The 22698-nt window shown below is 63.1% G+C and carries 22 protein-coding genes; 13 read left to right on the top strand and 9 right to left on the bottom strand.

Annotated elements, in window-relative coordinates:
* Positions 1-52 precede the first annotated feature (52 nt).
* Positions 53-934, bottom strand: coding sequence for a polyprenyl synthetase family protein (locus H1204_RS28415; protein ID WP_180731792.1), 882 nt, complete (start codon positions 932-934; stop codon positions 53-55).
* Positions 931-1248 carry an exodeoxyribonuclease VII small subunit gene (locus tag H1204_RS28410; RefSeq protein WP_180731791.1) on the bottom strand — a complete coding sequence of 106 codons (318 nt, stop codon included), beginning with the start codon at positions 1246-1248 and terminating at the stop codon, positions 931-933. The genes H1204_RS28415 and H1204_RS28410 overlap by 4 nt, the downstream gene beginning before the upstream one ends.
* A gap of 286 nt (positions 1249-1534) precedes the next feature.
* Here H1204_RS28410 and H1204_RS28405 point away from each other — a divergent pair, with 286 nt between their 5' ends.
* Positions 1535-2641, top strand: a complete 1107-nt coding sequence (locus tag H1204_RS28405) for an aromatic ring-hydroxylating dioxygenase subunit alpha (RefSeq protein WP_180731790.1) — start codon at positions 1535-1537, stop codon at positions 2639-2641.
* Positions 2642-2762: 121 nt separating this feature from the next.
* Positions 2763-3635 (top strand): sulfurtransferase, encoded by an 873-nt coding sequence (locus tag H1204_RS28400; protein ID WP_180731789.1) that lies wholly within the window; start codon positions 2763-2765, stop codon positions 3633-3635.
* A 55-nt stretch (positions 3636-3690) separates the two neighbouring features.
* Here the strand turns inward: H1204_RS28400 and H1204_RS28395 are convergent, their stop codons facing one another.
* The 3 genes from H1204_RS28395 to polA all read right to left on the bottom strand — a co-directional run bounded on the left by H1204_RS28395 (position 3691) and on the right by polA (position 9002).
* The gene (locus H1204_RS28395; protein ID WP_180731788.1) at positions 3691-4563 is read right to left on the bottom strand and encodes a dienelactone hydrolase family protein; all 873 of its coding nucleotides are present in this window, start codon (positions 4561-4563) and stop codon (positions 3691-3693) included.
* Positions 4564-4673: 110 nt separating this feature from the next.
* Positions 4674-6020, bottom strand: a complete 1347-nt coding sequence (locus H1204_RS28390; protein ID WP_180731787.1) for an NAD(P)/FAD-dependent oxidoreductase — start codon at positions 6018-6020, stop codon at positions 4674-4676.
* Between the two features lie 240 nt (positions 6021-6260).
* Positions 6261-9002: a DNA polymerase I gene (gene polA, locus H1204_RS28385; RefSeq protein ID WP_180731786.1), complete on the bottom strand. Its 2742-nt coding sequence runs from the start codon at positions 9000-9002 to the stop codon at positions 6261-6263.
* A gap of 1 nt (position 9003) precedes the next feature.
* On the opposite strand from polA, the gene H1204_RS28380 reads away from it, so the two are divergent.
* Positions 9004-9747 (top strand): TIGR00730 family Rossman fold protein, encoded by a 744-nt coding sequence (locus H1204_RS28380; RefSeq protein WP_180731785.1) that lies wholly within the window; start codon positions 9004-9006, stop codon positions 9745-9747.
* Positions 9748-9812: 65 nt separating this feature from the next.
* Here H1204_RS28380 and H1204_RS28375 read toward each other — a convergent pair whose 3' ends face one another.
* The gene (locus H1204_RS28375) at positions 9813-10751 is read right to left on the bottom strand and encodes a transcriptional regulator GcvA (protein WP_180731784.1); all 939 of its coding nucleotides are present in this window, start codon (positions 10749-10751) and stop codon (positions 9813-9815) included.
* A gap of 98 nt (positions 10752-10849) precedes the next feature.
* Here H1204_RS28375 and H1204_RS28370 point away from each other — a divergent pair, with 98 nt between their 5' ends.
* Both H1204_RS28370 and H1204_RS28365 read left to right on the top strand, forming a co-directional pair.
* Positions 10850-11458: a chromate transporter gene (locus H1204_RS28370; RefSeq protein ID WP_180731783.1), complete on the top strand. Its 609-nt coding sequence runs from the start codon at positions 10850-10852 to the stop codon at positions 11456-11458.
* Positions 11455-11985 (top strand): chromate transporter, encoded by a 531-nt coding sequence (locus H1204_RS28365; RefSeq protein ID WP_180731782.1) that lies wholly within the window; start codon positions 11455-11457, stop codon positions 11983-11985. Before H1204_RS28370 ends, H1204_RS28365 begins: the two co-directional genes overlap by 4 nt.
* 200 nt (positions 11986-12185) lie before the next feature.
* Here H1204_RS28365 and H1204_RS28360 read toward each other — a convergent pair whose 3' ends face one another.
* Positions 12186-13712 (bottom strand): AMP nucleosidase, encoded by a 1527-nt coding sequence (locus tag H1204_RS28360; RefSeq protein WP_180731781.1) that lies wholly within the window; start codon positions 13710-13712, stop codon positions 12186-12188.
* A gap of 219 nt (positions 13713-13931) precedes the next feature.
* Here H1204_RS28360 and H1204_RS28355 point away from each other — a divergent pair, with 219 nt between their 5' ends.
* The 6 genes from H1204_RS28355 (at position 13932) to H1204_RS28330 (ending at position 19205) form a co-directional block, all read left to right on the top strand.
* Complete coding sequence (locus tag H1204_RS28355) at positions 13932-14339, top strand: hypothetical protein (protein WP_180731780.1); 408 nt, start codon at positions 13932-13934, stop codon at positions 14337-14339.
* 166 nt (positions 14340-14505) lie between these two features.
* Positions 14506-15477 (top strand): homoserine kinase, encoded by a 972-nt coding sequence (locus H1204_RS28350; RefSeq protein ID WP_180731779.1) that lies wholly within the window; start codon positions 14506-14508, stop codon positions 15475-15477.
* Between the two features lie 20 nt (positions 15478-15497).
* Positions 15498-16313, top strand: coding sequence for a BPSS1780 family membrane protein (locus tag H1204_RS28345; protein WP_180731778.1), 816 nt, complete (start codon positions 15498-15500; stop codon positions 16311-16313).
* 157 nt (positions 16314-16470) lie between these two features.
* Positions 16471-16926 carry a MarR family transcriptional regulator gene (locus H1204_RS28340; RefSeq protein ID WP_180731777.1) on the top strand — a complete coding sequence of 152 codons (456 nt, stop codon included), beginning with the start codon at positions 16471-16473 and terminating at the stop codon, positions 16924-16926.
* Between the two features lie 156 nt (positions 16927-17082).
* Positions 17083-17502 (top strand): organic hydroperoxide resistance protein, encoded by a 420-nt coding sequence (locus H1204_RS28335; RefSeq protein WP_007582650.1) that lies wholly within the window; start codon positions 17083-17085, stop codon positions 17500-17502.
* Between the two features lie 188 nt (positions 17503-17690).
* Positions 17691-19205: a deoxyribodipyrimidine photo-lyase gene (locus H1204_RS28330; protein WP_180731776.1), complete on the top strand. Its 1515-nt coding sequence runs from the start codon at positions 17691-17693 to the stop codon at positions 19203-19205.
* A 52-nt stretch (positions 19206-19257) separates the two neighbouring features.
* Here H1204_RS28330 and H1204_RS28325 read toward each other — a convergent pair whose 3' ends face one another.
* Positions 19258-19434 (bottom strand): DUF3563 family protein, encoded by a 177-nt coding sequence (locus H1204_RS28325; protein ID WP_180731775.1) that lies wholly within the window; start codon positions 19432-19434, stop codon positions 19258-19260.
* Positions 19435-19540: 106 nt separating this feature from the next.
* A complete protein-coding gene (locus H1204_RS28320; RefSeq protein ID WP_180731774.1) occupies positions 19541-20734 on the bottom strand; it encodes a PHB depolymerase family esterase in 1194 nt (397 codons plus the stop codon).
* Positions 20735-21071: 337 nt separating this feature from the next.
* Here H1204_RS28320 and H1204_RS28315 point away from each other — a divergent pair, with 337 nt between their 5' ends.
* Positions 21072-21785: a phosphatase PAP2 family protein gene (locus H1204_RS28315; protein WP_180731773.1), complete on the top strand. Its 714-nt coding sequence runs from the start codon at positions 21072-21074 to the stop codon at positions 21783-21785.
* Between the two features lie 117 nt (positions 21786-21902).
* Entirely contained in the window at positions 21903-22682 is a 780-nt protein-coding gene (gene modA / locus H1204_RS28310) for a molybdate ABC transporter substrate-binding protein (protein WP_180731772.1), read from the top strand.
* Positions 22683-22698 lie beyond the last annotated feature (16 nt).

Genomic DNA, 22698 nt, shown 5'->3' with positions numbered 1-22698 from the left:
CGCACACCCGATAAGTCTTGTGCGGGCGGCGGGCTTTCGCGTTACAGCTACATCAGCTGACCCGGTTCACCACGAGGTCAGCCAGCTCGGCGAGCCGCTGCGCGCGGGCGCCAAAAGGTGCAAGCGCCTGGTGCGCGTCGCTGCGCAACTGCGCAGCCAGCGCGCGCGAAGCGTCGAGCCCGATGATCGACACGTAGGTCGGCTTGCCGTCCTTCGCGTCCTTTCCAGCCGTTTTGCCGAGCGTCGCGGAATCGGTCGTGACGTCGAGAATATCGTCGACGACCTGAAACGCGAGGCCCACAGCAGCCGAATACGCGTCCAGCGACTGCAGCGCCTTGGCATCCGGTGTTTCGCCTGTCAATGCACCCATCCGCACGGCTGCGCGCAGCAACGCGCCCGTCTTCAGGCGGTGCATCGTTTCGAGCTGCGGGCGCGTCAGCGTGTGACCGACGCTCGCCAGATCGATCGCCTGGCCGCCCGCCATGCCGATCGAGCCGCTCGCGAGCGCCAGTTCGCGCACCAGCGCGGCCTGCTGCGCGGGCGCGAGCACATCCGATGTCAGCGCAACGAAAGCTTGCGACTGCAGCGCGTCACCGACCAGCAGTGCCGTCGCTTCGTCATACTTGACGTGTACTGTAGGCTTGCCGCGGCGCAGTTCGTCGTCGTCCATGCAGGGCATGTCGTCGTGCACGAGCGAATAGACGTGGATCATCTCCAGCGCCGCCGATGCCGCGTCGAGGCACTCGGCCTTCGCGCCCGTCAGCTCGCCCGCCGCGTGGCACAGCAGCGGGCGCACCCGCTTGCCACCGCCCAGCACGGCATAGCGCATTGCTTCATGCAGCCGGGCGGGCTCGGTCGAGTCCGTCGGCAGGTATTGCTCGAGTGCGCCCTCTACCCGGTCCAGCACCGAGCGCATCCATTGTTCGAAGGTCATAGATCGTCTCCGCTGTCGGCAGCGGTTGTACCTGCTGTGTTCACGGGAAGCGGCTTGAGCGTTTCGCCATCGAGGACGCGCACCTGCTGCTCCACCTTTTCGAGTTGTTGCTGGCAGAACGCCACGAGCACGGCGCCGCGCCGGTAAGCCGCGAGCGACTCTTCCAGACTGAGGCTGCCGCCCTCCATGCGCCCAACAAGCCCCTCCAGTTCCGCCAGCGCTGCCTCGTAGCTCTCGGGCAGCGGTGAATTGTCGGAACCTTCGGTGCTGGTGGGGGACAAACCAGCCGTATCCGGGGAAGCCGTCTTCGCCATGAATCGTCGCAAAATTAAAACAAGTCGGACATTCTACGGCAAAAGCGACATTTTCGACCTGTGAGCCCACCAACGGGTATCTGAGCGACCGTAGCGCAACACTTCGGACGATAGAAATAAATCCAACGTTTGCGTGGCGAAATCGCGAGCTTCCCCGACATTTTTAACCCAAATCAGGTACTTAAGCGCCCCAAGGAGGGGGAAACGGGTATAATCGCGGGCTCCCTAAATCGAATCTTCGATGGTTGGGTTGTTCACTGCTTTCACGTCTTCATCGGGAGTGGGAATGTCCAATCTGAGCAATGCATTGCAGCTCAAGGCTATTCACAGCCAGCTGCCAGTCACGGCTTACTTTGACCCAGCGCTCCACGAGCGCGAACTCGAAACCCTTTTCAAGAAAGGTCCTCGCTACGTCGGGCACGAACTCATGGTTCCCGAAGCGGGTAGCTATTTTGCCTTGCCCAGCGAACGCGAGGGGCGTGTGCTCGTCCGCAACCAGCAGTCGCAGATCGAACTGCTGTCGAACGTGTGCCGCCACCGTCAGGCGATCATGCTGAACGGCCGCGGGCAGACGGAGAACATCGTCTGTCCCCTGCATCGCTGGACCTACGACCTGAACGGTCAGTTGCTCGGCGCGCCGCATTTCGCCGACAACCCCTGCCTGAATCTCGGCGCCACGCCGCTGCAAAGCTGGAACGGGCTGCTGTTCGAAACGCAGGGCCGCGATGTCGCAAAAGATCTTGCGCGCCTCGGCACGGCGAAGCACTTCGACTTCACGGACTACATGTTCGATCACGTCGAAGTGCACGAGTGCAACTACAACTGGAAGACCTTCATCGAGGTCTATCTGGAGGACTATCACGTCGTGCCGTTCCATCCGGGCCTCGGCAGCTTCGTCAACTGCGACGATTTGAAGTGGGAGTTCGGCGACTGGTACAGCGTGCAAACGGTCGGCGTGCATAACGAGCTCGCGCGTCCGGGCAGCCCGACGTATCGCAAGTGGCACGACGAAGTGCTGCGCTACCGCGACGGCAAGATGCCCGAGTTCGGCGCGATCTGGATGGTGTACTACCCGGGCATCATGGTCGAGTGGTATCCGCATGTGCTCGTCGTGTCGTGGCTGATTCCGCGTGGTCCGCAGAAGACGACGAACGTCGTCGAGTTCTATTACCCTGAGGAAATCGCGCTGTTCGAGCGTGACTTCGTCGAAGCGGAGCGCGCCGCGTACATGGAAACGGCACGCGAAGACGACGAGATCGCCGAACGCATGGACGCCGGACGCCGCGCGCTGCTGGAGCGCGGCGAGTCGCAGGTCGGTCCGTATCAGAGCCCGATGGAAGACGGCATGCAGCACTTCCACGAGTTCCTGCGCCGCGAGCTCGGCACGGTCTGATCGAGCCGCCGCGAGCGGCATCCACGGCTTCATACAAGGAATGACGGGCTTCGGCCCGTCATTTTTGTTTAGACTAGAGATATCGTTCGGCGCTGCCGAAACCAGTCTCTCAGGAGCCGTCATGCCACACACTCACTACACCACGCTGATCTCCGCAAGCAATCTCGCCGAACGCCTGGCCGCCGCGCCGGGCAGCGTGTTCATCGTCGATTGCCGTTTCGATCTCGCTGATACCGACTCTGGCGAAAAAGCCTACGCGGCAGGCCATCTGCCGCAAGCGCACTATCTGCACCTCGACCGCGATCTGTCCGGACCGAAGACGGGCAGCAACGGACGTCATCCGTTGCCGGACCGTCAGAAGCTGGTCGAGCGGCTCGCCGCACTCGGCCTCAAGCAAGGCCAGCAAGTGATCGCGTACGACGCGCAGGGCGGCATGTACGCCGCGCGTCTGTGGTGGCTGCTGCGCTGGCTGGGTCACGATTCCGTCGCGCTGCTAGACGGCGGGCTGCAGGCGTGGGAAGCAGCCGGCCACCCGCTGACGCAGGACGCGCCGCCCCAGACGAGTGGCGACTTCAAGGCGGGCGCGCCGCTGGCCGTAACCGTCGATGCGCAGGCCGTGGAACGCAACATCGGCACGAAGGAACGCGTGGTGATCGACGCGCGCGCCGCCGACCGCTATCGCGGCGAGAACGAAACGCTGGATCGCGTGGGCGGCCACATTCCGGGCGCGCGCAACCGCTACTTCAAGGACAACCTGACGGCAGATGGCCGCTTCAAGTCCGCGCACACGCTGCGCGACGACTTCAACGCGGTGATTCCCGCGGGCGTGTCCGCCGAGCATGTGGTGCTGCAATGCGGCTCGGGCGTGACCGCCTGCCACAACGCGCTGGCGATGGAAATCGCCGGGCTGCACGGCGCGGCGCTGTACCCTGGATCGTGGAGTGAATGGAGTTCGGATACGTCGCGTCCCGTGGCGACGGGACCGAATCCGTAACCGCTTTTTGTCTGCGCCGCCGGCAATCTCCGGCGGCGCAGACGCGAGCCAAAACTCAACTGACGCCGTGCGCCTTGAACCACGCAAGCGTGCGGCGCCAGCCGTCTTCGGCATCGGCTTGCTTGTAGCTCGGCCGATAGTCCGCAAAGAACGCATGCCCCGCGTCGTCATAGACGACGAACTCCGAACCGCGCCCCGCCTGCGGCCCCTGCGCGATCGCCTGCTTCATCTTGTCGAGCGACTCCTGCGGAATGCTCTGGTCCTGCCGACCATATAGCCCCAGCACGGGCACCTGCAGATCCGACACGCGGTCGATCGGATTGGCAGGGGTCATCGGCGTCTGGTTGCCGGCCACGCGCCCATACCACGCCACGCCCGCCTTCAGCCGCGGATTGTGCTCCGCATAGAGCCACGCGATTCGCCCGCCCCAGCAGAAGCCGTTGATGCCCACCTTGTTCACGTCGCCGCCATGCTCGCCCGCCCATTTGAAGGTCGCGTCGAGATCGGCCATCGCCTGTGAATCGGGCACCTTGCTCAGAAGCTGCTCGCTCAACTGCTGGATCGTCGGATACGCGTTCGGGTCGCCTTGCCGCACGAAGAGGTTGGGCGCGATCGCAAGATAGCCAAGCTTGGCGAAGCGCCGGCAGACATCGGCGATATGTTCGTGCACGCCGAAGGCCTCATGAACCACGATGATCACGGGCAGATGCGTCTTGCCCTTCGGCTGCGCGCGATAGGCAGGCACCAGCGTATCGCCTGATTTGATGCCGACTTCGCCCGCCTCGAGGCCCTCGCTGTCCGTATGAATAGTCTGCGCGGACACGGGCAGCACGCACGCCGCGAAGCCAGTGCCGAGCGCCGCCTTGATGAAGGTGCGCCGGTCGAAGGGAACATGGGGAACGAGACTGTCGACTTCTGGCTTCAACATGCTGTGCTCCTCTTTTGGAATGAGTGGACGGCAAGGAGCCAACAGGATACGCGCAAAGCGCATCCTGTTGCAGAAGCATCGATATCGATCAGCGAAGGTTCAATGAGGGTTCAGTGCAGCTTGACGCGCGGCAGCGTGGTGCGCCGCAGCCAGTGCGCGAAGGTATCGAGCACCATGCGTGCATAGCCGTGCAGCGCGGCGATATGCAGCCGGTACAGCGACATGTACATGAAGCGCGCGAACAACCCTTCGATCAGCATGTTGCCGCCGATCACGCCGCCCATCAGATTGCCCACGGCGCTGAAGTGCCCGAGCGACACCAGCGAGCCGAAGTCGCGATACGTGAACTCCGGCAGCGGCCGGCCTTCGAGCCGGTTGCCAAGCGCCCGCAGCAGGAAGCTCGCCTGCTGGTGCGCGGCCTGCGCGCGCGGCGGCACGTTGCGTTCGTTGCCGGGCCACGCACAGGCGGCACAATCGCCGAGCGCGAAGACGTTGTCGTCAATCATGGTCTGCAGCGTGGGACGCACTTCGAGCTGACCAAGCCGGTTCACGGGCAGGCCGTCGAGCTGGCTCAGCACGGGCGGCGCCTTGATGCCCGCCGCCCAGACGGTCAGGTCGGCGCGCACCGTCTTGCCGCTCGCCGTGCGCACGACGCCCGGCGCGACTTCCGCCACTGTCTCGCCGACCATCAGCTTCACGCCGAGCTTTTGCAGCAGCTCGGACGTGGCCGTCGATACCCGTTCCTGAAGCGCCGGCAGAATGCGCGGCCCGGCCTCGATCAGCACGATACCGACATCGTGGCGCGGATCGAGCTTGTGCAGCCCATAGGCGGACAGCACCTGCGCCGTATTGCGCAGTTCCGCCGACAATTCGACGCCCGTCGCGCCGCCGCCGACAATCGCGACTTGGATGCGCGGCTCCGTCGACGTCGTGCCGGGATTGGTTTCGACGGGTTCGTGCGCCTGATGCTCGGCACGCATGCAGGCGGCGATCAGGCGCTTGCGAAAGCGCTCGGCCTGCTGAACGGTATCGAGCGCGAGCGAATATTCAGGCGCACCCTGCACGCCGAAGAAATGCGTCGTACTGCCGATCGCAATCACCAGCGTGTCGTATTCCAGAACCCGTTCGGGGAGCAGTTCGGCACCGTCGTCGTCGAGCACGCGGCCAAGCCTGATGGACTTCGCCGTGCGGTCGAGGCCCACCAGTTCGCCCTGTTGAAATTCAAAGCCATGCCAGCGCGCCTGCGCCGCGTACTCGAGTTCCTGCGTGAACGGGTCCATGCTGCCCGCCGCCACCTCGTGCAGCAGCGGCTTCCAGATATGCGTCGGATAACGATCGACCAGCGTGACCTGCGCGCGCGGCTCACCGCCGTTCTTTCTGCGCGCATAGCGATCGCCGAGCCGTGTCGCCAGCTCCAGGCCTCCCGCGCCTCCACCTACGACGACAAAACGATGCATCAGAACTCTCCGTATTGACCGATAAAGCTGTGCGTCGATGCGGCGCGCGTGCGGCCGCTGTGTAATCGCGTAGTGTCGATTGTCGGCGAGCAATGGGACAAGTCACAAGCCTGTCAAAACACAACTGTGACATGCGAGCGACGTTATCCCATTGACCTGAAGAAGCAACAATGTTGTGTCAGTGTGGCATGAAAAGCATGACTGACATGTCAGTGCGCCTTCCCAAGCCTCGATGTGCGCCTAGTGCGCTTCCTCCCAGTTTGCGCCCGCGCCCACTTCGGCGACGAGCGGCACCTTCAGTTGCGCGACGCCGCACATCAGTTCCGGCAAGCGCTTACGTACGTCGGATAGTTCGTCGTCCGGGACTTCGAGAATCAGTTCGTCGTGCACCTGCATGATCATGCGCGTGCGGATGCCCGACTCTTCGATCCACTTCTGCACCGCGATCATCGACATCTTGATCAGATCGGCGGCCGTACCTTGCATCGGCGCGTTGATCGCCGCGCGCTCCGCCGCCTGACGGCGCGGGCCGTTGCCACCGTTGATCTCGGGCAGCCACAGGCGGCGGCCGAACACGGTTTCGACATAGCCCTTCATCTTGGCGCTAGTCCGGGTGTTCTCCATATACGCGGCAACGCCCGGATAACGCGCGAAATAGCGGTCGATATAAAGCTTCGCCGCATCGCGCGTGATGCCGAGATTCGACGCGAGACCGAACGAACTCATGCCGTAGATCAGGCCGAAGTTGATGACCTTCGCGATACGCCGCTGATCGTTCGATACTTCAAGCGGCGTCACGCTGAACACTTCGGATGCCGTGGCGCGGTGAATGTCCTCGCCCTGCTTGAACGCGCGCAGCAGCGCTTCGTCACCTGAGATATGCGCCATGATGCGCAACTCGATCTGCGAGTAGTCCGCCGACACCAGCTTGTGTCCCGACGGCGCGATGAACGCCTCGCGAATGCGGCGGCCTTCGCCTGTACGCACGGGAATGTTCTGCAAATTCGGATCGTTCGATGCAAGGCGGCCCGTCACGGCAACGGCCTGCGCATAGTTCGTATGCACGCGACCCGTGGTAGCGTTGACCATGCGCGGCAGCTTGTCCGTGTACGTCGACTTGAGCTTCGACAGGCCGCGATGTTCGAGCAGGACCTTTGGCAGCGGATAGTCTTCCGCGAGTTTCTGCAGCACTTCTTCGTCGGTGGAAGGCGCGCCGCTCGGCGTCTTCTTGATGACGGGCAATTCGAGCTTCTCGAAGAAAATCTGGCCGATCTGCTTCGGCGAGCCGAGATTGAATTCACCGCCCGCGAATTCGTACGCCTGTTTTTCGAGTTCGACCAGACGCGTCGCGATCTCGTTGCTTTGCACGCGCAGCTTTTCCGCATCGATCAAGACGCCGTTGCGCTCCATCTTGCGCAGCACGCGAGAGGTCGGCACTTCGATGTCGCGGTACACGTGATCGAGCTGCGCTTCCGCAGCGACCTGCGGATACAGCGTCTGATGCAGACGCAACGTGATGTCGGCGTCTTCGGCTGCGTATTCAGCGGCCTTGTCGAGCGCGACTTCGTCGAAGCCGATCTGCGATGCGCCCTTGCCCGCAACGTCTTCGTACTTGATCGTCTTGAGCCCGAGGTGACGCAGCGCGAGGTTGTCCATGTCATGCGGACGATGCGATTCGAGCACGTACGACTGCAACAGCGTGTCATGCTCGATGCCGTCCATCACGATGCCGTAGTTCGCGAGCACCTGCTCGTCGTACTTCAGATGCTGTCCGACCTTCTTCTTGTCGCGGCTTTCGAGCCAGGGCTTGAGCTTCGCGAGCACTTCGTCGCGCGGCAATTGCACGGGCGCGTCCGGCCCGCGATGCGCGAGCGGGATATACGCGGCCTTGCCCGCCTCGACCGCGATCGAGATGCCGACGATCTGCGCCGTCATCGGATCGAGCGACGTGGTTTCGGTATCGAACGAGGTGATCTCAGCGGCATTGATCTTGTCGAGCCACGCGTCGAACTGCTCCCACGTCTGCACAGTGTCGTACTCATGCTCGCCATCGACGGTCGGCGCGGGCGGCACATCCGTTTCGGGCCCTTCGACGGCATCGGCAATTTCCACTTCACGCAGCCACGTCTTGAAGCCGCTGCGTGTGAACACGTCGCGCAGTTCTTCACGCGATTCGGGGCGAGTAGCAAGTGTTTCTTCGAACGAGTTGACCTGCGCTGCCAGATCGCAATCTGTATCCACCGTGACGAGCTTTCGCGCCATCGGCAGGAAATCGAGCGCGCGTCGCAGATTGTCTCCTACCGCACCTTTGATTTCATCGGCGTGTGCGACGATGCCATCAAGGGTTTCAAATTGCGTGAGCCATTTGATCGCGGTTTTCGGGCCGCATTTCTCGACGCCTGGTACGTTGTCGACGGTATCGCCGATCAGCGACAGATAGTCGACGATGCGCTCGGGCGGCACGCCGAACTTTGCAACGACGCCTTCGCGATCGAGCTTCTCGTTCGTCATCGTATTGATGAGGGTGACATGATCCGTCACGAGCTGCGCCAGATCCTTGTCCCCTGTGGATACGATCACGTTCATGCCGCGTGCCTCGGCCCGCTTCGCAAGCGTGCCGATCACGTCGTCGGCCTCGACGCCTTCGATCATCAGGAGCGGCCAGCCGAGCGAACGCACGGCCACGTGAATCGGTTCGATCTGCTTCGAGAGATCGTCGGGCATCGAAGGACGGTTCGCCTTGTATTGCGGATACCAGTCGTCGCGAAACGTCTTGCCTTTGGCATCGAACACGCACGCGCTATACTCTGCCGTAACCTCCTTGCGCATACGGCGCAGCATGTTGATGATCCCGTAGAGCGCTCCCGTTGGCGCACCATCGGGACCGCGCAAATCAGGCATCGCATGGTAGGCCCGGTACAGATAACTCGAACCGTCAACCAATAGCAGGGTCTTACCTTCCAGGTTCTGTTCTTCAGGCATTATGACTAAGAGAAAAGTGATTCCGAGTCTGCGATCGCTCGCAGATCAAGAGCGCGCAACAGCCAAGAAGGCCCGCGCATCGTGGCAAATGTTCACGATTATGGCAGAGTTTATCGAGGCGACCGAGTACCTGTCGGAGATCCGCCCGGCCGTGAGCATCTATGGTTCGGCGCGTCTGAAACCGAACTCGCCGTACTACAAACTTGCCACGCAAATCGCGCGTAAACTGTCCGACGCGGGCTTTGCCGTGATCTCCGGCGGCGGCCCCGGCATCATGGAAGCGGCCAATAAAGGCGCGCATGCGGGCAAGGCGCCGTCGGTGGGCCTGAACATCGAGTTGCCGCACGAGCAGTCGGGCAACCAGTGGCAGGACATCTCGCTGCGCTTCCGTCACTTCTTCACGCGCAAGGTCACGTTCGTGAAGAACTCGGATGCCGTGATCGTGATGCCGGGTGGATTCGGCACGCTCGACGAACTGGCCGAAGTGCTCACCTTGATTCAAACCAAGAAGTCGCGCCACGTGCCTATCATTCTGGTCGGCGCGGAGTTCTGGAAGGGACTGCTCGGCTGGTTCGAATCGCAACTGGTGCCGATGGGCCTCATCAATCCGGGCGACATGAACCTGATGCAGGTGATCGACGATCCCGACCAGGTGCTCGAAGCGGTGCTCGCGTTCTATGAAGAACGTGAAGAACCCGAGCAGCATCCGTCCAAGTCGGACGAAGACCGGATGTTCTATCTGTGATCTTCTGACGCGATTGCGTCGCGGATGCGATGCGTGCTGTATAGAAGGCGCGTCCGCGATGCGCGTTATCGCGTCGCGACGCGCGGCTCCTTGCCGCGCTTTTTTTCTTGCGCGTCGTCTTGCTTCGTTTCCTTCGCCTGCGCTTCGAGCCAACGGCAGAACTGCTCGACGAGCGGCGCATTCGCCACCTCGCGCCGCGCGACCCACCAGTAACCGCGCGCATCGATGCGCGGTCCTTCCAGCGGCGTCACCAGCCGGCCTGACGCGAGTTCGTCGTCGAGCAGCGGCAGCGGTCCGAGCGCGACGCCCAGTCCATCGACGGCCGCCTGCAAGGCAAGATAGAAATGGTCGAACGACTGTTTCTTGCGGCATTTCGCCTTGACGCCCGCCGCCTGCAGCCAATGATGCCACGCGTCCGGCCGGGTATCCGAATGCAGCAGCACGTGGCGCGCGAGATCGTCGGCGGTATGGATGGGCAGACGTTGGAGCAGCGCCGGACTGCACACGGGAATCTCGCTTTCGTCGAGGAACTGGCCGCTCGCGCAATTCGGCCAGTGCGTGGGCCCGCGCCGCACGGCGACGTCGAAACTGTCGAGCATCTCCACCGGCTCGTTCGATGTCGCGAGCCTCAACTCGACATTCGGCGCCATCCGCTGAAACTGCGACAGACGCGGCAACAGCCACTTCATCGCGAAGGTGGGTAGCGCGTTGACGCGCAGCACATGCACGACGCCCGTGTCGCGTAACTGGTCGGTCGCGGCAGCGATGCTGTCGAACGCAGCCTGCACCTTCGACAGATAGCGCCGGCCGTCTTCCGTGAGCCGCACGCGCTTGCCGTTGCGATGAAACACCTGCACGCCGACCCACGCCTCGAACGCGGCCACCTGCCGGCTGATTGCACCGTGCGTCACATGGAGTTCGTCGGCGGCGGCCGTGAAGCTGTTGTGCCGGGCCGCGGCCTCGAAGGCGCGCAGCGCCGGAAAAGGGGGAAGCTTGCGGTTCATCTTTGTGATTCTAGATCACAAAGACTTGCCCAAGAAATCGTTTTGAGCGATGGGCAAACGGCGTTAACCTTCACGGCTTGTACTGGATAGTGAACGTCATGGATCAGCACCCCGACGCGCCGGAGCACGCGCCCGCTCCGACCACGCGCGAAATCTTCATGGGCTTTCTGGGCCTCGGCCTGACGTCGTTCGGCGGCGCGCTGCCGCTCGCGCGGCGGACTATCGTCGACCGGCGCCGCTGGCTCACCGCCGCCGAATTCACCGATCTGCTCGGCCTGTGCCAGTTCCTGCCGGGCGGCAATGTGATCAATCTGTCGGTCGCGCTCGGCATGCGCTTTCGGGGTTTGCGCGGCGCGCTCGCGGGCATTCTGGGTTTGATCGCCGGGCCGTCGCTGGTGGTGATCGCGCTCGGCGTGCTCTATGAGCACACGCAGAACGATCCGCACATCAAGCATCTGTTCGCCGGACTGGCGGCCGCTGCGGCGGGATTGCTGGTCGCGATGGCCGTCAAGATCCTGATGCCGCTGCGGCACGACCCGCGCGCCGCGGCGATTGCCGCGCTCGGCTTCGTCGCGATTGCGCTGCTGCGCTTCCCGCTGCTGCCGACGATGCTCGTGCTGACGCCGCTCAGCATCTTCCTCGCGTCGCGCGTGGCGAAAGCCGAAGCGGTTGCCGGATCGGCACAGCCAAACGAGGTGTCGAAATGATGGAAACGCTGATCGCTCTTGCCGTCATCTTCAGTCAGTTATCGCTGCTCGCGTTCGGCGGCGGCAACACGATCCTGCCGGAGATGCAGCGGCAGGTCGTGGAAGTGCATCACTGGATGCCCGCCAGCGAGTTCAGCGCGCTGTTCGCACTCGCACAGGCCGCGCCCGGTCCGAACATGATGATCGTGACGCTGGTCGGCTGGCACGTGGCGGGCTGGGCGGGAATGCTGGTGACATCGCTGGCGAAGTTCGGTCCGTCGTCCATCGTGACGATTCTCGCGATGCATGCGTGGAACCGCTTCAAGGACCGTCCGTGGCGGCGCGTCGCGCAGAAAGGTCTGGTGCCCGTGACCGCGGGGCTCGTCGCGGCGAGCGCGCTGCTGATCGCGCAGTCGTCGGATACGTCGTGGCTCGCATGGGTTATCACGGGCGCATGCGCTTTGCTCGCGTTCAAGACGCGTATTCACCCGTTGTGGTTGTTGGGAGGTGGGGCGGTTGTGGGGCTTGTTGGGCTGGCTTACGTGTGAGGTGAGTGCGCGGTGGCAACTGATTTTGGTTGTCTGGGACGCTGGGTGGTCTGCTTTTGGTTTTCGCTGGCATCCGCGTTTTGTTAGCGTGCTTCACACGTCGCCCCTGTGCGGGGCGACGCTTGAAGCTAGATAACAAATCGCGGATGCCAGCGCAAACACCAGCAAACCAAACCGACCGCACCGCGAAGGCAAAGCGCCTACTGAAACGCCACTTCCGCAAAACTCCGCAACTTCCGGCTATGCAACTTATGCAGGCCATTGGTGCGCAGAATCTCCATCGCCTTCACGCCAATCTGCAAGTGCTGATCGACCTGCGCACGATAAAACTGGTCAGCCATACCAGGCAGCTTCAACTCACCGTGCAGGGGCTTATCCGACACGCACAGCAACGTACCATAAGGCACCCGAAACCGAAAACCATTCGCGGCGATAGTCGCGCTTTCCATATCGAGCGCAATAGCCCGGCTTTGTGACAGCCGCAGCACCGGCTCGCGATGATCGCGCAATTCCCAGTTCCGATTATCGACGCTCGCCACCGTACCCGTGCGCATCACGCGCTTGAGTTCGGCACCGTCAAGCTGCGTGACCTGCGCCACCGCTCGTTCGAGCGCAACCTGCACTTCGGCCAACGCCGGAATCGGCACCCACAGCGGCAGATCGTCGTCGAGCACATGATCTTCGCGCACATAGCCGTGCGCGAGCACGTAGTCACCAAGACGCTGCGTGTTGCGCAGCCCCGCGCAGTGCCCAAGCATGACCCACGCATGCGGACGCAGCACGGCGATGTGATCGGTGATCGTCTTCGCGTTCGACGGGCCGACGCCAATATTGACCATCGTGATGCCGCTGCCGTCCGCGCGCTTCAGGTGATACGCGGGCATCTGCGGCAAGCGCGGCGGCGCATGGCCCTCGTCTTCCTGCTCGCCAAGATTCGCGTTGTACGTGATCACGTCGCCGGGTTCGACGAACGACGTGTACTCGCTGCGGTACGCGCGCAGATCGGCGTCGTCGGTCTTCGTCATCATCGTGCGGCCGAGCTTCACGAATTCGTCAATATAGAACTGATAGTTCGTGTACAGCACGTAGTTCTGGCAATGCGTCGGCGACGTGGCCGTGTAGTGCTTCAGCCGATGCAGCGAAAAATCGACCCGCGGCGCCGTGAAAAGCGCGAGCGGATGCGGCTCGCCCGGCAGCGGCTCGTACGTGCCGTTGACGATGCGGTCGTCGAGCAGCGCGAGGTCGGGCGCGTCGAATACGTCGCGCATCGCGAGAAGCCGCTCGCGGTCCAGATCGCCTTCGAGGTGAATGCCCTCGGCGAACGCGAAGTGAATCGGAATAGGCTGGTCGGACACGCCCACTTCGACTGACACGTGATGGTTCTTCACCAGCAGCCGCAATTGTTCGCGATAGTAATTGCCGAACAGATCCGGGCGCGTCACCGTGGTTTCGAACACGCCTGGACCGGCAACGAAACCATACGACCGGCGCGAGTCGACATGCGTGTTGGTCTCGGTGCGCACGCGCACGAACGGATAGCAGGCGCGCACGCGCCGGTCGAACGGCTCGTTGCGGCGATAGCGCGCGAACGCATCGCGCAGGAACGACGTGTTCGCTTCATAGATGGCGGAGAGGCGCGTGACGGCGTCGGCTGCATCGCCGAAGGCCTCGGTCGGGAACGCGTTTGCGGGCATATGCACCGCGCGTTGATTGGTCTCGTAGTTCATCTTCGTTCGCCTCGATTGATGCAACGACATTACCACGGAACCCGTGCTTTTCGATGAAGACGCGCCCGCGCATCGCGGGTTTGCGTGTTGTCGCGCACGCACGGTTGCCCTTTCTGCAGGTCGCGCGGGAAGCGCGCAAAATAAGGCTATCGCCCGTTGTTCATACCCGTGAGCAGCAGTGGATTTGCTAGAATTGGGCCACCTAATCGGAGAAACACCATGAAGCCGCTCTTCCCCGTCGCCGTTGCGCTGATGCTCGCCGTCAGCGGCGCTGCGATGGCTGCCCAGCCTGCCCCGTCCGCGCAAGAGGCGCAGGCAGCCGCAGACGCCCAAGCCGCCGCCAACGAACGGGCCGGCCTGCCGGATCTGAGAGCAATCAACCGCCCCGCGGCCGAAGTCAGCTCGAAAGTCGAGATCAACCAGCCGCGTACCCCGAGCTTCTACGAACGTAGCGGCAACGGCACCGAAATCACCGAGTACCGCGACAAGGGCAAGCCCGTCGAAATCGACGTGCGCTCGAACTTCGGCACGCGCTACCAGATGAGCGCGCCGACCGATACGTCGCCACGCGTGTACGAATCCGGCAAGCCGCCCGCGCGACTGCCGTCCGTGAACCTGCATTACTGATCGCCCCGAGCCGGCGCGCTGCCTCAGCAGGCGCGCGCCGGCCTGCTTCAAGCCGATCCGCCGGCCGAACGAGTCCAGCGTGGATCGCAACAACGCTTTCAGCCCGCTTTCCCCGACCTCGTACTGGCGTAATGCCAGCCGACCAACCTGATCCGACGCCCCACGCATGGCCGTATTCACCGCTGTCACCGAAGCCCAACTCGCAGAATGGATGCGCCACTACGATCTCGGCGAAGTCGTCGAGTTTCGGGGCATTACATCCGGTATCGAGAACAGCAATTTCTTTCTGACGACCACGCGCGGCGAGTACGTCCTCACGATCTTCGAAAAGCTCACGGCGCAGCAGCTGCCGTTCTATCTTGATCTGATGCGCCATCTGGCGTCGCACCGCGTGCCCGTGCCGGACCCAATGCCGCGCGACGACGGCGCGCTGTTCGGCATGCTCAACGGCAAGCCCGCGACCATCGTCACGAAGCTAGACGGCGCGCCGCAACTCGCGCCGGGTGTCGCGCACTGTGTCGAAGTGGGGCAGATGCTCGCGCGTCTGCATCTGGCGGGACGCGACTTCGCGCATCACCAGCCGAATCTGCGCAGCCTGCCGTGGTGGCAGGAGACGGTGCCGGGCGTCGTGCCGTTTTTGACGGACGCGCAGCGCACGCTGATCACGGAAGAACTCGCGCATCAACAGGCGTTCTTCGCGTCGGCGGATTATGCGTCGCTGCCCGAAGGCCCGTGCCATTGCGATCTGTTCCGCGACAACGTGCTGTTCGCGCATGCGGCGCCCGGCACGCATCATGAAGTGGAGCTCGGCGGCTTCTTCGACTTTTATTTCGCAGGCTGCGACAAGTGGCTCTTCGACGTCGCCGTGACCGTCAACGACTGGTGCGTCGACCTCGCGACCGGCAAGCTCGACGACGCGCGCGTCGACGCGCTGTTGCGCTCGTATCAGACCGTGCGCCCGTTCACTCCCGCCGAAAACCGGCACTGGGGCGACATGTTGCGCGCGGGCGCGTACCGTTTCTGGGTGTCGCGCCTGTATGATTTCCATATGCCGCGCGCCGCCGAACTGCTCAAGCCGCACGATCCGGGTCATTTCGAGCGCATCCTGCGCGAGCGCCTTGCGGGCGCCGCACTCTAGACCCTAGGCATCCATACCTCATGCAACTGATCGAAGTTCCGGCGAAAACCGGCTATGTGTGGTTCCGGCAAGGCATCTGGCTGTTTCGCAGGAACCCGCTCGCATTTCTGACGCTGTTCTTCGCGTACCTGCTCGCGATGACGGCGATCTCGCTGATTCCCATCATTGGCGGCGTGCTGCCGCTCATGCTGATTCCAGGCGTCGCCGTCGGCTTCATGTCGGCGTGCCGCGATACCATCGCGGGTAAGCCGGTGCTGCCCACTATTCTTGTGGACGGATTCCGCTCGTACGGCGGCCAGGTGTCGAAGCGCCTGCTGCTGCTCGGCTTGCTGTACATCATCGCGATGGCGATCGTGCTGATGGGTTCCGCGCTCGCGGACGGCGGCATGCTGCTGCATCTGATGATCAGCGGCGAATCGATGCAGCCGGAAGCCGTCGCCAATAGCGACATTCCGCTTGCCGTGCTGACGGCGTTCGCCTTCTACGTGCCCGTGGCGATGCTGTTCTGGTTCGCGCCCGTGCTCGCCGCGTGGCACGACGTGCCGACCATCAAGGCGATGTTCTTCAGCATCGTCAGTTGCTGGCGCAATCGCGGCGCGTTCATCGTGTACGGCGCGCTGTGGTTCGCGGTGGCGACGACGGTGTCGTTCGGGCTGTCAGCGCTGCTGCAGGCGCTTGGCGCGGGCGATCTCGCGCTGGTGATCCTGATGCCCGCGTCGATCATCGTCACGACGATGCTCTACTGCTCGTTCTACGCCACGTATCGCGGCTGTTTCGGCGTGCAATCGCCCGGCCAGCCGTTGCCGCCCGCCCCTTCCTCTTCGTCGCCTTCCTGAGCGACTCCCCGTTACAACTCCGCTTTCCAGGTCCGCGCTGCGCATGCGGCGTGGATTTTCCGCGCTCGCGTGTGAAGCATCGATGCATCGCGCCGCCTTTTTGCGGCACAATAGTTTGCACGCAATCCATTCGCACGCTTCGTTTCAGGGGACGTCCATGACCCAGCGCACCGCCTTTCCCGTTACGCTCGACGAGCAGCTCTGCTTCGCGCTCTATTCGACGTCCCTCGCGATGACGAAAGCCTACAAGCCGATTCTCGACCGGCTTGGCCTCACGTATCCGCAGTATCTGACGATGCTGATCCTCTGGGAAAGCGACGACGTCAGCGTGAAGGACATCGCCGCGCGCCTGAGCCTCGATTCGGCGACGGTCACGCCGCTGCTGAAGCGGCTCGAAGCGCAAGGGTTCATCGAGCGCGTGCGCGGCACGGAAGACGAACGGCTCGTCTTCATCCGGCTGACGAAAGCGGGCGTCGCGCTCAAGCGCAGCGCGCGCGACGTGCCGGAAGAAATCTTCTGCGCGACCCAGCAGACGCCCGAATTCCTGATGCGGCTGCGCAGCGATCTGCAGCAGTTGCGCGGCACGCTGAACGACTATCTCGAACGCTACTGACAACGCGTGCATACGCGGCTATCGCGTCGATAGGCAATTTAATTTGTACACTAATGATTTGTACGCTACATTTCTGTCCATGCCAGTTCGATAGCGATGACGCGAAACACTGGCAAGCACTGACCCAATCACTGGAACCGATCAAGGAGCGTCAAGATGAACGTACTGTACAAGGCAACGGCAACGAGCAATGGTGGTCGCGATGGTCGCGCAGTTTCGTCGGATAACGCGCTCGACGTGAAGCTGGCGGCGCCGCGCGAACTCGGCGGCAACGGCGCGCAAGGCACGAACCCGGAACAACTGTTCGCTGCCGGCTACTCGGCGTGTTTCCTGAGCGCGATGAAATTCGTCGCCGGCCAGCGCAAGCAGGCCGTGCCCGCTGAAACGACCGTGACGGCCGACGTCGGCGTCGGTCCGAACGACAAGGGCGGTTTCGCGCTGGATATCGAATTGCGTGTCTCGCTGCCTGGCCTCGACGCAGCGGCAGCGCAAGAGCTGGTGAACGCGGCGCATCAGGTTTGCCCGTATTCGAACGCGACGCGCGGCAATGTCGATGTGCGCGTGAACGTGGTCTGAGCAGATCTGAACTGATCGTCCTTTCATGAGCAGCGCCCGCCTTTCTTGCGAAAGGCGGGCGCTGCTTCATTTTTGCGTCGATTCCCGACGCCGCGGGCATTGGGTTTGCGGGCGGCGGACACTATCATCGGCGGTGGCTTTTTCGGCCCGACGTCCGCATCCGCCGACGCGCAACAACTCAATCGATCATGACCCGCGCCTACCAGCTCGACGCACATTTTCACAACGGACTCGTATGGTTTCGCCGCGACCTGCGCACCGGCGACAACGCAGCGCTGTATTACGCGCTCAAGCATTGCGAGCGCGTCTGGTGTGTGTTCGTGTTCGATACGACCATTCTTCAGCCGTTGATCGATTGGGCGCACAAGCACGACGACCACAAGGGCAAAGTGCAGGATCGGCGGATCGAATTCATTCTGGCGTCGCTGGAAGAACTGGATAAGTCGCTGAAGCAAGGCGGCGGCGGATTGATCGTGCTGCATGGCGATCCGCATGAAGAGATTCCGAAGCTCGCCGCGCAACTCGAAGCCGAGGCTGTTTTCACCAATCATGACTACGAGCCCACCGCAATCGAGCGCGATGAAAGCGTCGCAGAACGGCTGCGCGACGACGGCCGTCAGTTGCTGACGTTCAAGGACCAGGTGATTTTCGAGCGCGACGAACTGCTCAACGGGCAAGGCAAGCCATTCGCCGTGTTCACGCCGTACAAGAACGCGTGGCTCAAGAAATTGACGCCGTTCGACCTGAAACCCTATCCCGTCGAGCGGTACGCAAAAAGTCTCGCGCGGACACCGCGCAAGCTCGATCACGCATGGCCGACGCTCGCCCAAATGGGCTTCGCGCCCGGCAAGCTGGCGGAAACGAAACTGCTGACAGGCATGAGCGGCGCGCAAACGCTGCTCGAAGATTTTCTGACGCGCATCGACAGCTACGCCGACCGGCGCGACTTCCCCGCCGCGCGCGGGACGAGCCATCTTTCGGTGCATTTGCGCTTCGGCACGGTGTCGATTCGCACGCTCGCGCGGCTCGCGCACGAGATGTCGCTGCAACCCGACGGTCAGGGCGCCGCCACGTGGCTATCGGAACTGATCTGGCGGGACTTCTACTTCATGATCCTCGCGCATCATCCGCATATCGCGAGGCGCGCGTCGTTCAAGCCGGAATTCGACACGCTGCGCTGGGAAACGGGCAAGCACGCCGACACGTTATTCGTCGCCTGGTGCGAAGGGCGCACCGGATACCCGCTCGTCGACGCCGCGATGCTGCAACTGAACCAGACGGGCTTCATGCACAACCGTCTGCGGATGGTGACGGCGAGTTTCCTGGCGAAGGATCTGGGTATCGACTGGCGGCGCGGCGAGCGCTACTTCGAGGAAAAGCTCAACGACTTCGACTTTTCCGCGAACAACGGCGGCTGGCAATGGGCAGCGTCAACGGGCTGCGACGCGCAGCCGTGGTTCCGTATTTTCAACCCGGTAACGCAGTCGGAGAAGTTCGATCCGGAAGGGCTCTTTATCAAGCGCTTCTTGCCGGAACTGGAGAAGGTGCCCGCGAAGTGGATTCACGCGCCATGGCAGGCAAATCCCGACGATCTAAAGGATTGGGGCGTGGTGCTGGGGAAAGACTATCCGCAGCCGGTCGTCGATCACGCAAAAGCGCGCCAGGAAACATTGGCGCGCTATGGCGTGCTGCGCTCGCGTTGAACGCTTTGCATGGTCACGGCCGGCTCGCGTGCCGGCCCGTGCTTGCTGCAGCTTAGTGCTGGCTCATCCACGACGGTTGACGCAGTTGCGCTTCACGGTCGATCTTGCGCATGCGGAACTCGAGGTCGTACAGATCCGTGGCTTCGGCCAGATACGCGTCGTTTTGCTCTTTGACGCGCAGGTCATAGGACTTCGTCAGAAACAGGAAAAGGCGGCTGAGCAGATACATGGTGAACCTCGAATTTGGTGTTAGGTGACTGACACCTAGGGATAACCCCTATTATAGGGAAAACCCTAGGAACACACCAGCACCAAATTCGAAGTGTGGCAATTTGTCAACTCGCGCGCTGCCGGGCGCCGTCGGCGGCACCTCTGGCGGGCCGCGCCGACTCGGTGCGACGCTGATGCCGGAAAAAGTCCCACAACAAACTGGACGCATCCGGACCCTTCGATGAATGGAACGGCACCGCATCGTCGCCACCGCTCCACTCGTGGCCAAGGCCCTGCACGCGGCACAGGCGCACGACGCGCCGTCCGCCGCGCGTGTAATCGCGTGTCGTAACGGTCGCCTTGCGGTCTTCCTTGACGTCGCCGACCTTGCGCACGCCTCGCGCGTCGACGATTCCGTTTAGCCGGAGATACTGCTCCGTCAGCTGCTCGGCGTTGACGGGCGCGACGACGCGGTCGGCTTCGCCCTGCAGGATGATCGCGGGCATGCCCGGATAAGTCGTCACGTCCGCGACGGCATCGACGAGCGCCACGGGGTCCTGCCGCGTGCCGCGCCGCATCACGTCCATTGCGGCGATGCCGGAATGCGCGTCGCCGAACGCCGGCCCCGAATGCAGCGCGACGGCGGCGAAATGCTCGGGAAAGTGCAGCGCCAGCAACGACGTCAACCCGGCGCCCGCCGATATCCCGGCGACATACACCCGCTCGCGGTCGAGGCCGTGCGCTTCCACCAGCGCCTCGACGAGCGACACGACGGCGCGCGCTTCGGCGCGGCCCGCACGGTCGGTATCGTCATACCAATGCCAGCAGCGGTGCGCGTGCGCATGCTTCGACTGCTCCGGATAGACGACGGCAAAGCCGTAGCGATCGGCCAGCAGGTTCATGCGCGTGCCTTCGGCGAATTCGTCGATGGATTGCGTGCAGCCGTGCAGCATCACGACGAGCGGCGCGTGCTTCATCGGCTTGCCGGCGGGCAGATACAGCCCGTACTGCAAATGATTGACGAGGCTGCCGGGCGCGGCGGGCGCGGAGTGGAACGAGCGCGTCCACGAACCGCTCGCCCAGGCGGCGGCGCGCGGCCGCACGCGGGATTCGCGCATGCCGCGCTGCGGCACGTCGCGCGTGGTGGTCTGGCGGACTTTCACCGACGGTTTCGCGACCGTAGTGGTCGCCGGCCGGGTGGCGGCGCGGGTCGACGACCGTTTTGGCTTGCGCTTCGTAGTCGCGCGGGCGTGCTCCGTCTGGATCGCAAACAGGCGTTTCAGGCCGCCTAGCCAGATTTTGGTCAAGCTTTTTGGCATAGGATTTTCTCAGTAATAGGGACTCATGCTCTCTGCCTTCCGGCAGTCTTGTGCAATGCACAATAACATCAATCTCCATGCGATGCTGACACCAACTGAGGCCGTTTTCGGAAAAAGCCCGTCGCACCGGCCTTTCTATTAGACGATTTCCGAATCGTCCTAACATCTGGCAGTTTTCGTGCTTTTCCTTTCATCTTCCGTGTAACCGCTGCCTCTATACTTATAGAATACGCGCGGGCGGGGAACGTCCTTCCCGATCCGGCACTGTTGTTGGCTGTCCGGGAAACCTCTGGCCGTAGGCAAGTTTGCGCCCCGTACATGTCGTTAAGGATTGTCCATGCTTCACCTGCCTCCACAATTCTGGCTTCTGGTTACAAACTTCGGCGGCGCCGGTCTGACGTTGCCGCTCGCCTTCGTCATCGCGCTGTGGCTCACCGTCGGCTATTCGTGGCGGCTGGCGGCCGTCTGGCTGTTTCTGCTCGGCGCCGCCATCGCGCTGGTCACGGCGACGAAGATCGCGTTTCTCGGCTGGGGTGTCGGCGTGCAAGTGTGGGACTTCACCGGCCTGAGCGGACACGCGATGTTCGCCACCGCCGTCTTCCCCGTTGCCGCGTTACTCGTTCTGCTGCCCGCGCCGCCCGCCGTGCGCATCGTGGGCGTGGCGCTCGCGTTGTTCGGCGGTGCGCTGGTCGGCTTTTCGCGCGTCGTCGTCGAGGCCCATTCGCCTTCGGAAGCGATCATGGGCTGCATCGTCGGCGCACTCACGGCGCTGGTGTTCGTCCGGATCGCATGGAACGCCACGCCGCCCGGACGCCTGCCCGTCGTACCCGTGGCATTGAGCCTGACGATCATCACGCTCGGTCTGCACGCGGTGCATCTGCCGACCCAGCGCTGGGTCACACATATCGCGTTAAAAATTTCCGGCCACGACCGGCCATTCGTCCGCGCCCGCTGGAAGGCGCTGCGCGACACCTACGCGCCCGCCGCGCCCATCGCGCCGTTGCAAAAAACACGCAACGTCGCTGTGCCCTTGCCTGATTCCGACGCATAAATCACACGAAACCGGCTATCTTGCATGCCACATGTTCAATATGCCGACCGCTGTAACCCTACATATATTACGATGGCGTTTTCCACCCGCTTCCGGTCGACCCGGCGCCACCTTCCCATGTCCTTCCCGTCGATGATCCGCTTCCTGAAACCTGCCCTGCTTGCCGCGAGCGCGATTTCGTTTGCCTTCGCCGCGCAGGCGCGCGCCGACGAGCTCGTCGTGTCCGCGGCCGCGAGCCTGACCAACGCGTTCAAGGCCGTCGGCGACGCGTACGAGAAGGAGCATCCCGGCACCAAGCTGCTGTTCAACTTCGGCGCGTCGGACGTGCTGATGCAGCAGATCGTGAAGGGCGCGCCCGCCGACGTGTTCGCGTCCGCCGACCAGAAAGCGATGGACAAGGCCGCCGAGCAAAAAGTGATCGTGCCGTCGACCCGCAAGGACTTCGCCGCGAACTCGCTCGTGCTGATCGTGCCGACGGACAGCAAGCTCGCCCCGTCGAACCTGAACGAGTTGACTGCGGCGAGCGTGAAGCGCATTTCATACGGCGATCCGGCGTCCGTGCCGGTAGGCCGATACACGGAAGGCGCGCTGAAGGCGGCGGGCGTGTGGGACGCTGTCAGCGCGAAGGGCGTGCTGGCGTCGAACGTGCGTCAGAGCCTCGATTACGTGTCGCGCGGCGAAGTCGACGCCGGCTTCGTGTTCGGCACCGATGCCGCCGTGATGCCCGACAAGGTCAAGGTCGCGCTGACCGTGCCGACCACGACGCCGATCAGCTATCCGATCGCGCAAGTCGAAGGCAGCAAGCACGCCGCCGACGCGCAGTCGTTCATCACCTTCGTGCTGTCGCCGGCGGGCCAGGCCGTGCTCGCGAAGTACGGCTTCAAGCCGGCGCACTAAGCCGCGCCGCCAAAGA

The sequence above is a fragment of the Paraburkholderia sp. PGU19 genome, from assembly GCF_013426915.1.
GTDB lineage: Bacteria > Pseudomonadota > Gammaproteobacteria > Burkholderiales > Burkholderiaceae > Paraburkholderia.
The sequence above is the reverse complement of the archived record's forward strand: the minus strand, read 5'-3'. Positions and strand labels throughout refer to the sequence as shown.